We start from the raw sequence: 6,935 nt of genomic DNA, 5'->3' as shown, positions 1-6,935 counted from the left end.
ATCGTGGCGGCTTCCGCACGGGTAGCCGATTTCTGCGGAGCGAACGAGCCGTCCGGCTGTCCCTGAATGATTCCCTCAGCGGCAATCTCCGCTACCGCCGTCTGAGACCAGGCAGGGAGGGCTGCTGCGTCACTGAATTTCTTCAGCGCCGAGAGATCCCCATTTAACGTTTTGCCGGTGAATTTCATGGCCTTGGACAAGATCGCTGCCATCTCCTGGCGGGTGATTGGACTGCTTGGCTTGAAGCTGCCGTCAGTATAACCGGTGATCAGTCCTGCTGCAGCTGCCGTTTGCACAGCATCCGTATACCATGCACCCGCACTGACATCACTGAAGGTGGTGCCGCTGCTGGCCTTCGCCAGACCAAGCGAACGGGTAATCAGGGCAGCGAATTCTGCCCGGGTTACCTGCTGCGAAGGCGAGAATGCAGTGGCACTGGTTCCGGTAATAATCAGCTTGGATGCGAGGAGATCAATTGCTGACTTAGCCCAGTGGCCGGTAATGTCTCCGAACGTCTTGGTAGACTGGACAACGGTATAATAGCTGTTGCTGTTGCGTTTGATCGTGACCTCGGTAGATCCATCTGCCTTCGTGGTGAATACGGAGGGTACGAAGGCGATTTTTCCTGTTACCGGGTCGAAGGAGACGGCTGTTGCCGATCCCGGATTCAAAATGGATGGAGCCGTAAGCGTCCGTTTCACATAGGTGCTGCCGAAGCTGTTCAGCGGTACGCTGGTAGTTGCCGATTTTGCAGTGATGCTGAACTCAATTACCGGCGCTGCCAGGGTGCCGGAACCCGCTTGTGCAGCAATAGCCTGGTTCACACTGCTCAGTGTGGCCGTGCTGGCTGACAGAATGGAGACGGTGATCGTGAAGTCACTGCTGCCTAGCTGTACTGCAAGTGCCGTTCCGTTTACGAGGCTGAGCGGAAGTGAATAAGAGCTTCCGTTCGTTGTAGTAAACGTAAGCACTGTTGCCGGATTGGCCGCAGCCTGCTGGATCAGCACACTGCCCGGAAGCACAATCTGGGCTCCGCCGGTTGTGGCGGTAACCGGAATGACGAGTTCGCTGCTGCCGGCCGGCAGAGCTGCCAGTTTAGCAGTCAAATCAGCTGCGGTAATTGTAGTCACCTGCGGTGTTGCCGCAGGTGCTGCGGATGCGCTGGCTGTAGGTGAAGGTGTCACGGTTATTACGCCTCCGCCAGGTGCACTGGTAGCTGTTGGTGATGGAGTCGGTGTAGGTGTAGGTGTAGGTGTAGGTGTAGCTGTTGGAGCCGGAGTGGTTCCTTTCAGGTCGGTGATCCGGCCTTCCGTACTGATATTCACCGTACCGACTTTTTTTAGATAATCCGTAAATACCTCATAGTCCGGCAGATACAGCTCATAATAACGTCCGTCTGCCTTGGCCTTGGCCAGGGAGCGGTAGAAGTCGCCGCCGCCAGCCATGAAGGAATTGGTGGAGAGAATGTAGTAGGCATTAGGATCAACTGCGGTGTAGCTGCCATTCGCCTGCTTGATCTCTACAGAGATGATCCGCTCCCCTTTCTGTTCTACTACATTCGTTGTGGCGTTGATAATCTCCGGTTTCTTGGTGGAGTCGTAGGTGTAACGCATTCCCGAGACTTGAGCGAAACGGCCTTGATCGCTTTCCAGTCCGCTGACACCATTTTCGAGTGAGTCGATAATTTCCTGACCGGTAACCTTGAGGGCCACGAGGCTGTTGGAGAACGGCATTACATTCAGTACTTTTTCCAAGGTGATATCACCTTGATCAATACCTTTGCGGATGCCGCCGCCGTTCTGAATGGCTACAAAGCCCTTGATGGTGGAAAGCTCCGTTTCCGAAATCAGCTTGCTGACGAGCTCCTTGGATTTGACGTTGATTCCGTCGGCAATCAGATTTCCGAGATTAGTCTCTTCACTACGGACCACGCGGGTGAGCTTGCCGTTAATCATCCGGTCGTAAACCAGAGGGACAGCGGATTCACCAACTTTGGTCTGCCGGATTACCGCCAGATCAGCATCATACCCGGTCAGCATTTCTTTGGCTTTTGCATCTTCAGCGAACTTTGTTGTATCGATCAGCTTGCCGTTATACGTAGTGATTACGCCGTCGCTGTCGAAGTTGACGTCGAGTTCACCGAGGAACGTGCCGTATTCACCGGTCTGTACAATCAGTGTAGGCTCGGTGTCCGCATTCAGGACGACTGGTGCATCCAGCTTGGTATGGGTATGTCCGCCGACAATAACGTCGATACCTGTGACCTGTACAGCCAGTTGCTGGTCAATGTTGTAACCCAAGTGGGATACCGCGATGATTTTGTTAATGCCCAGCGCTTGTAAGGATTTGACGGTGTTCTCAGCACTTGTCTTGTAATCCTTGAAGGAGATGTTATCGCCTGGTGAGGACAAACCAACCGTGTCCTCGGTGGTCAGACCGAAGATGCCGATTTTCTCTCCATACACTTCCTTGATTACGGATGGGTAGATATGGCCGTCCTCAATTGGGGTAGCCGCATCCGATCCGCCGACATTGTTCACGAAAATATTCTTGAGCTCATTATCCTTGGTTGTAAAGTCGATATTCGAGCTGATGAATGGAAATTCAGCTTTGTCGATAAAGGCTCTGAGGATCGGCAGTCCTTTGTCGAATTCATGATTCCCGAAAGTCATGGCATCGTACCCGATGTAGTTCATGAATTCCAAATCGGCGAGCCCTTCAAACTTGGTGAAGTAGAGAGTACCGGAGAATACATCCCCTGCGTCAAGCAGGATGGAGTTGCCTGTACGCTCCTGTTTAATGGCAGTCATCCGTTTAACCACCGTTTCCAGATGACTGTGCGTATCATTGGTGTGCAGGACTCTCAAGGAGAAGTCTGCATTCAGGTCGAGCTGTGCGAGAACCGGATCATGATCGGAGACTCTTCCGCGTGATGCCGGGAAATCAGCATTCAGGTGGACAACATCAATCTCGGATGAGGCGGTCAGATTCTTACTGACCAGCAGATGGTCGAGTACCTGCGAGTTGCCGTCATAGGTATAAGTGTACCGCTCATTAAGCGGCAGCTTGTCGATCAGATTGTCGAGTTCATTGCCTTTAAGAATTGTAGCAGTTTCGGTGAACTGGAAATCGTTCAAATCTCCAAGAGCGACAATGTTTGCAGTAGGGTTAGCTGTTAGAACCTCTTTGACAAAGCCGTTTACCACTGCAGCAATTTGATGGCGCGTTGCTTCACTGGACAGCACTGGAGGCTGAACATTTCCGAAAGGACCATTATCGCCGGATTTTGAATTGAAGTGGTTGGCGATTACAATAACCTTCTCGCCATTAAATTCAAATTGTGCCGCAAGCGGCTTGCGGGAATTGGCAAATGCAGCATTGGCCGGATCGATTTTTCCCGGATTGTACGTCAGTTTATCTGTAGCTGCATCGTAGCCTACCGCTTGGGTGGAAGAGCCCTTTTGACCATTGATGCTGTCAGCCAGTTCTACTCTCGCCGGGTTATACAGGAAGCCGACACGGATGTTACCACCAGGCGCTCCTCCGTCCTGATTATTAACCGGAGCAACATCAATGTATTTATAGGCTGGGCCTCCGGCTGTCTGGATCGCTTGAATCAGCTCGGCTGCACCGGCTTCGACAGTGCCGTTGTCGGCTTCCCCGTCGCTGTCCTGCATCTCTACTACGCTGATAATATCCGGTTTTTTCAGATTTACTGTGATGGACTCGGCCAGCTCCTGAATCTTACCCGCACCTACGCCCGGATAATAATTCTCGATATTGTAGGAGGCGATCAACAACTTGTCTTCATCCACAGTAATCGTGGAGGTCTCCTGCTTGAAAGTGCTTGGGGTGATGCCCGGCAGGCTTCCATTGGCAGGAATAACTTTATAGTTGCCGTTGTTGTAGCCGATCACGCCTGTAACATCTCCATTAAACTTGTCACCTGTGCCAACTTCCTGGCCAGGGTTGCCATAGGCGATCAGAAGGCGCTGCGGATTGAGATTGCCGGCCCCTTTTAATACAAGACCTCCGGCAGGAGTAATCACATCTTCCGTGGTATTTTCCACTCTTGTAGGAATGTTATATACCAGCGATGTGCTGCCGCCGCTTGTCCAGTAAGGACTGATAATGGTAGGAGTCGGCAGGGTAACCAGCATGCCTTCAAGTGATTCATAGAAGTCCATGGCATCTTCAGAAGGCTGGAAAGTAGTCAGCCCGTCGTTGTCGATGATTGAGGCTGGAATGGCCCGTCCGCCTTTGCCAAGTACTACAGGGTCCGGCAATTCTGCGCCTGTAGCGATAGTCTTGATTGTGTTAAGAGTAATCTGTGTGGAAGTCAGATTGCTGCTGCTTCCTTCATTGTATTCGGAGACTACCCCCGTAACTGCCACATGATCACCGATCGCGGGCTTCAGGCTGGTGTTGGTGCTGTATACGAAAATTCCTTCAGATGTGTTCTCATTGTTATCAGGCTTAGGGTCCTGGATGAAAAAGCCTTTATAATTGCCGTTTGCAAAAGTATATCCATATTCGGTAACAATCCCTTCGATGTCCGTGACAGTCTGTCCGGCATAGTCGGAAGTATGGGACTCACCCTGAATATCATGAATGCGCGGAAGCTCTGAAGCTTTGTATTCGAAAGTGTAAACCTTGCTGGTCTGGGCTCCGAGTACAGCGACAGCCTTGATCACAGTATCTTTGCTGACAGTGATTGGCGCAGTGTACAACGTGCTGGATGCTGTCGGCTCTGATCCGTCAAGCGTATAATAGACCGTCGCTCCCTCAGTAGGACTGGAGAGGGTTACCTGGCCGCCGATAATAATCCGGCCTGCACCGGGACTGGCGGTAACGGAGAAGAGCTCCTCTACCAGGCTCTCTGCACCTAGTGGAATAAATTGATATACAGAATTGAATTGCTCGATCACACCTGTGATCTGATCAAAATGTTTACCCGCAGTCAATTGAGAAAGCCCGGAGTAAATCGTGAATGTCTGGTTGCCTTGGCTGGCAATGACGTTACTTCCGTTCTTGCTGTCGATAGTCACATCCTGCAGTGTGACGAGCTGGGCTTCATAAGCTTCGCCGTTGGCCGCTGAGAGATCGGCAGCTGTGATCAACTTGGGAGCCGGAATGCCAACGTTCTCGGTGGTAACCTTATAGGTAAGGGTTGTAACAGTCTTGAGCTCCTGCAGATTACTGTAGATATCCATCGCGCCTTGGACTTCTACGCGGTCACCGACTTCAGCAAATGCCGGGAAACCGTATAGCAGGATGGCTGCAGTTGCGTCCTGAATGTACATTTTCGCACCGTCGATGCGGGTAACGATACCTTCCGTCCATACATTCTGGCCTTTGGCCGCAGGTCTTGCCGAGGCAATATCTGTTTTCTCTAGAATAGTATAATCAAAAGTGGACACCGGGCTGTATACGGAATCCGATACCGAAGCGTAAGCCTTGATTGTGGTTGGTGCATTCAGCTGGATTTCTCCGCTGTACGGCATATATTCTGCTCCGGCACCGTCTATGTAAACTGCGGCATAGACCGATGCGCCTACTGTGGATGTATTTAGGGAGATCGCAGTGCCCGCCGGCCAGGCATTGCCTGCTGGTGTAGCGGTCACGGCTTTTACGGCCTGAGTAAGACCATAGCTGCTGTTGCGGGGATCAGGGGTTTTAACCGCGAAGTCTGAAGCATTGTTGTTCGTATCCAGGCCGCGGCTATCGGCAGGGGCACCATCTGCAGCTTTACGCACAGCGGCAAGAGTGCTGCTGAGCGCGCCTGTAGCGCTGCTGCCTTCATAGGAGTTTGCAGTTCCGAAACCGACCATATCAACACTTGCATCGGCGTTGTTTACGAGGTCGACTTTACCGTTGGATCCTCCCATAGGTATTGTGCCGGTCAGATCTGGGGCCGGGAGATTTTTGGTACCGCCGCTGCCGGCTGCTTCCTGGATCAGAAAGTATCCCTTTGCAGCAATGGTGCCTGTTAATGCAGTAATGTTCGTTGATGCAGCCAAGTCCCCTGTGGGACTTGCATAACGAACCTTCCAGCCGTCAAGACTCACCGCCTTATCAGTAGGGTTATATAATTCAATAAAGTCATTCTTGAATTCAGCGCCGCTGTTGCCGCCGCCGCCGTAGACCTGTGAGATTACAATATTGCTGTTATCCGTTGCTGCCTGTGCGCTTTGTCCGGCAGGTAATACAATGCCGATAAGCATGAGCATTGCAAGCCCTGCGGACAACCATTTCTGCATCCTGTGAGAAATAACCATTATCCTAAACCCACTCCTCTCAAAACTATGATTAACAACCTACTAAATTGTAACATCCGTTTGTAAAATGAAAGGTTGTCTCACATGAATATATATTAAAATTGTATTGATTAAAATCAAAAGGAGGTAAGTTTATACAAAATGCACAAAAATAATGGAATATGTAGTGAGGAATCTATAAGATCGGCCGTTTGCTTGATATTTGCCAGTGTGAGATCTGGTTTTGTGTAAGTGTAATGTAATATTCATGTAAATATCTTGTGAATTTGCTTATAGGAAGTATAACCAAGCAGGGGGTGTCCAGTGATCGGAGGTGAGCTTGTTCGCCGAACCCTTAAGCTCTGGTGCAAGTCAGAACACTGGAGAATCAATACATAACGTTCCTGGAATCCTTAACAACCTGCCTATAGCCAAAAAGCCGGGCAATGATTCACCATAACGGGAGAATCACTGCCGGGCCAGGTATTCCTATATTTATTTCAGAGCTGTCTCCAGCTTTTCTAATCCGTTCAAATATTTACGCAGCGCTGCCGGAATATAAATCGACCCGTCCTCCTGCTGGTGGTTCTCCAGCAGCGGTATTAAAATCCGTGGCGTAGCTACAGCGGTGTTGTTCAGCGTATGGCAATACTGCAGCCGCCCGTGCTCGTCACGGTA

The 6,935-nt window shown here is 50.9% G+C and carries 1 protein-coding gene and 1 pseudogene; both read right to left on the bottom strand.

Going from position 1 to position 6,935, the window contains the following annotated elements; genetic code table 11:
- Positions 1–6,224: S-layer homology domain-containing protein (locus AQR02_RS25200; protein WP_245237728.1), on the bottom strand; the 6,224-nt coding region annotated here is incomplete at its 3' end.
- Between the two features lie 528 nt (positions 6,225–6,752).
- Positions 6,753–6,935 (bottom strand): annotated as a pseudogene (locus AQR02_RS31605) (serine--tRNA ligase); the annotation flags it as partial.

The organism is Paenibacillus ihuae (assembly GCF_001368795.1).
GTDB classification, from domain to species: domain Bacteria; phylum Bacillota; class Bacilli; order Paenibacillales; family Paenibacillaceae; genus Paenibacillus_AQ; species Paenibacillus_AQ ihuae.
This window is presented reverse-complemented; position numbering and strand designations above follow the sequence as displayed.